Origin of the sequence: Alistipes sp. An66 (assembly GCF_002161445.1) — a bacterium.
GTDB classification, from domain to species: Bacteria; Bacteroidota; Bacteroidia; order Bacteroidales; family Rikenellaceae; genus Alistipes; species Alistipes cottocaccae.
Map to the genome: position 1 here is coordinate 1 of NZ_NFHT01000036.1, position 4,224 is coordinate 4,224.

General features: G+C 54.1%; 5 protein-coding genes. All 5 read left to right on the forward strand.

What is annotated here, in order from left to right:
• Nucleotides 1–759: AAA domain-containing protein (locus tag B5G16_RS12315; RefSeq protein WP_143260909.1), on the forward strand; the 759-nt coding region annotated here is incomplete at its 5' end.
• Between the two features lie 76 nt (nt 760–835).
• Complete coding sequence (locus B5G16_RS12320) at nt 836–1,486, forward strand: GIY-YIG nuclease family protein (protein ID WP_087264342.1); 651 nt, start codon at nt 836–838, stop codon at nt 1,484–1,486.
• Between the two features lie 616 nt (nt 1,487–2,102).
• On the forward strand, nt 2,103–2,645 hold the full coding sequence (locus B5G16_RS12325; protein WP_087264336.1) for a flavin reductase family protein: 543 nt from the start codon (nt 2,103–2,105) through the stop codon (nt 2,643–2,645).
• A gap of 194 nt (nt 2,646–2,839) precedes the next feature.
• Nucleotides 2,840–3,796 carry a phosphoribosylaminoimidazolesuccinocarboxamide synthase gene (locus tag B5G16_RS12330; protein ID WP_087264338.1) on the forward strand — a complete coding sequence of 319 codons (957 nt, stop codon included), beginning with the start codon at nt 2,840–2,842 and terminating at the stop codon, nt 3,794–3,796.
• Nucleotides 3,797–4,072: 276 nt separating this feature from the next.
• Nucleotides 4,073–4,224: TetR/AcrR family transcriptional regulator (locus B5G16_RS13050; RefSeq protein ID WP_143260910.1), on the forward strand; the 152-nt coding region annotated here is incomplete at its 3' end.

Sequence of the window (4,224 nt, forward strand, 5' to 3'; positions counted from 1 at the left end):
TACAACGAGCAGGTCAATGCGCTCCACCGCGAGCTGGGCGGAGGCATTGACGTGGCTACGGTACACAAGTTCCAGGGACGGGAAAAGGAGGCCATCATCCTGTCGACCGTCGACGATCAGATTACCGCCTTCACGGATGATCCCAATCTGCTGAACGTCGCCGTATCGCGGGCCAAACGGCAATTCACGCTCGTCACTTCGAGCAACGAGCAGCCCGACAGCCACAACATCGCCGACCTGCTGGCCTACATCGACTACAACGGCGGCAAGATCTCGGAGAGTGCCATCCATTCGGTTTTCGACCTGCTCTACGAACCCTACGCCGAGGCCCGTCGGGAATTCCTCAAGCGGCACCGCCAGATTTCGGAGTTCGACTCCGAGAATCTGACCTATGCCCTGTTGGAGCGGGTGCTGGAGGCTGAACCGGCATTCCGGCATCTAGGCGTTCTCTGCCACCAGCCGCTGCGACAGTTGATCTGCGACTGGACGCTTCTCGACGACGAAGAGTGTCGCTATGCCTCGAACGGCGCCACACACCTCGACTTTCTGATCTACAACCGGGTGAGCAAACGCCCCGTCCTGGCTGTCGAGACTGACGGCTACCAGTTCCACAAACAAGGAACCCGCCAATCCGAACGCGACCGGATGAAGGATCGCATCCTCGACCGCTACGCTCTTCCGCTACTGCGCCTCTCAACTACGGGCACCGACGAGGGGGCCAAGATCCACACGCAATTAACCGAGCTCTTACAGAGATAGCTGCTGGATGAATTTATGGCTAAAAATCCGTCCAATCCATTCGAAATTACTATCTTTGTATATTAACACGCTCCCAATGAAAAAAGAAGCAGGATACGTATACATTCTAACCAATCCGAGCTTTAAGGAGGATTGGGTGAAGATTGGCAAAAGCTCCCGCCCGGTAGATGTTCGCTCGAAAGAGTTGGACAACACGGCCGTGCCTATGCCGTTCGAGATTTATGCGACACTCAAAACCTCGAAATACGAGGAGGTCGAGAAGTTGATTCACAAGACCATCGACCGGCTGACCGATTTGCGGATTCGCCAAAATCGGGAATTCTTCAACGTGCCTCCTGCTAAAGCGTTGGACATTCTGCGCGACATATCGACCACGCTCGACGATGCCGAGATTGAAGAAGTTCATCGTGGCAATGCCCAATTCAAGCAAGCGGAGCCGGAGGAGCCCGCCGAAAACGGGAAGAAACGGGCTCGCTTCAAATTCAGCATGGTCCATATTCCGATTGGTGCAACCCTGGTTTTCGTGCCGACCGGAATGGAAGTAAAGGTCGCGGACGACGACCACATCGAATACGAAGGACGCCTCTACAAACTCTCGCCCTTCGTCGGGACCTTTATGCCCGAGGAGCGCCGCAATGCTTCGGGGGCGTATCAAGGTGCGAAGTATTTCTCCTATAAAGGCGAGCTATTGAGCGACCTTCGAACCCGTTGCGAACACGAAGAATAGCACCTAACGAAAAGCAGAGTCCATTTCATACCTACAAAAGACGATTGCTCTTCTGCCGACAGCATTCTAATGTGTCCGGGGAGGTGTCTTCCAATCTTCCAGACAAGCGACTATAATAATTCTTGTTTTCAGCCCGACACGCCGCAACGTGCCGGGCTGATTTTCCTGCATCCAGGCCATAAGCCCCAGCCGAAAAAAACTCCTCCGAGGCTTGGAGATCGCGCGAAAATTACAACCTTTGCTTATGGACTCCCACCCTTCCGGCGACCCGGCCCGGAGCGGGAAAAGATCCTCCCAAAATCGGACTCCGAGTCCGCACTTTACATTTTTTCGAGAAAACATGCCCCTAAAAAAGAAGCGTCAAAAAACGTTTTACTGTTTCTTTACAGTATGTCTTGCGGCATCAGCAAGCACGGCAGCACGCAGAAAATCAATTATTCACATCGCTTTTCTTCATTGATATGAAATGCCGTCTGACCCGATCCTTCAAACTCACATGCAAATTCGCTCCATCCGACTGCAATGAGGAACCCGGAAGAAGGAACAGAAGAGGCTCCGCAACGAGGTATCTCGAATATTATTACTAACTTTACTCCTGTGATAAAAAACCGCAATTATGAAAGAGGTCGGTATCGAAAAGGCGCTGACATACATTGAGCCGGGACCGTTGGTACTGGTAACCACATTTGACGGCAAACGGAACAATGTGATGACCATCTCATGGACGATGGCTATCGATTTTGCACAACACATTGTTCTGACTACCGGACCGTGGAACCATTCGTTCAACACCCTGTTGGAACAACGGGAATGTGCGGTCTGCATTCCTCCGGCATCGATGCTCGAAACGGCCGTGCGCATCGGAATGGTCAGCGGCGCGAAGGCGGACAAATTCGAAAAATTCAGTCTGAAAGCTCTTCCGGCCCGGACGGTAAAGGCTCCGCTGGTGGACGGGTGCATCGCCTGTCTGGAATGCAGGGTTACCGATTACATCGACCGTTACGGGTTCATCATTCTGAAAGTAACGAGAGTCGTGGAGAATCCCGATTGCACCGACCGACGGATTATCCACGCCACAGGAGACGGAACCTTTACAGCAGACGGCGAATCCTTCAATTACCGGGAACTGATGCTGGATAAACTCCCTCCCGGTCTGTAAAAACAAGATGGAAGAACCGGAATACACTGTCCGCATCGGGCAAATGACACGACAATACATAAAGAAGCGCCGGTCCGCAGCCCGGGAACCCCTCCTCCTACAACCAAATTCGCAGATTGAAAACATAAATCCTCCGAAAAATTCCACTTTCATACAAAAACAGTATCTTTGCAGTCGACAAACCTGCAAACACAATGAACGCTATCACCCGTACCGATTTCTCCTTTGAAGGTCAGAAAAGCAAGTATACCGGAAAAGTCCGCGACGTATACGACATCGACGACAAATACCTCGTCATGGTGGTTTCCGACCGGATCTCCGCCTTCGACGTGGTCCTGCCCGAGGGCATTCCCTACAAAGGACAGGTTCTGAACCAGATTGCCGCCAAATTTCTCGATGCCACGGCCGACATTCTCCCGAACTGGAAGATCGCTACGCCCGATCCGATGGTCACCGTAGGCCGCAAGTGCGAACCCTTCAAGGTGGAGATGGTCATCCGCGGCTACCTCTCGGGCCACGCATGGCGGGAATACAAGGCCGGGAAGCGAAGCATCTGCGGCGTGGAGATGCCCGAGGGCATGGTCGAGAACCAGAGATTCCCCGAGCCGATCATCACCCCGACATCGAAGGCCGCCGAGGGGCACGACGAGGATATCTCGAAAGAGGAGATCATCGCTTCGGGGCTCGTGAGCCGCGAAGAGTACGAGCAGCTCGAAAACTACACGCGCGCAATCTACCGCCGCGGCAGCGAAATCGCAGCACGGATGGGACTTATCCTTGTGGATACGAAATACGAATTCGGCAAGAAAGACGGCGTCATCTACCTCATGGACGAGATCCACACCCCCGACTCCTCGCGCTACTTCTACGCCGAAGGGTACGAGGAGCGGCTTGCCAGAGGCGAGCGGCAGAAACAGCTTTCGAAGGAGTTCGTCCGCGAGTGGCTCATGGCCAACGGGTTCCAGGGGCAGCAGGGGCAGCAGGTTCCCGAAATGACCCCGGAGATCGTGGCCGGCATCACCGACCGTTACATCGAACTCTACGAAAAGATCACCGGAGAGCGGTTCGTCAAGGCGGAGGCTTCCGACACGGAGAGCATCCTGCGGAGAATCGAGACGAACGTCACGGCATGCCTGAAAACCCTCGGATAGGCTCCGGAGCGGGGCGGCAGAGAGAATGCCCCGAAACCGGCAGAACAATTTCCCAAGCACCGGAACATGAACAAAGCGGCAACTCGTTTGGCCGCTTTTTTTTCACGACATATTCTCCCCAAAAAGCGGGCGTGAAAGCCGCACGCCGCCCGACAACGGAGCCCGTTCTCCGGACCGGCCGGCATCCGGAACGGGCCTCCCGCAGAAAAAGAGCCGTCCGTGTACGATTTTTCAGAATAAGCCCGTATCTTTGACCTCGGAAAGAAGCGCCGAACCATGAAAACCAACCGCGAGGAAATATTGCAGAGCGCCCTGCAACTCTTCATGTCGATGAACTACGAGAGCGTCAGCCTGCAAATGATCGCCCACAGCGTCGGGCTGACCAAAACCGGGATCTTCAACTATTATCCCTCGAAACTCGATCTGTT

Excerpts from the sequence above, each read along its gene's own strand:
- B5G16_RS12320 (WP_087264342.1), top strand. The coding sequence starts at position 836 with ATGAAAAAAGAAGCAGGATACGTATACATTCTAACCAATCCGAGCTTT.
- B5G16_RS12325 (WP_087264336.1), top strand. The coding sequence starts at position 2,103 with ATGAAAGAGGTCGGTATCGAAAAGGCGCTGACATACATTGAGCCGGGA.
- B5G16_RS12330 (WP_087264338.1), top strand. The coding sequence starts at position 2,840 with ATGAACGCTATCACCCGTACCGATTTCTCCTTTGAAGGTCAGAAAAGC.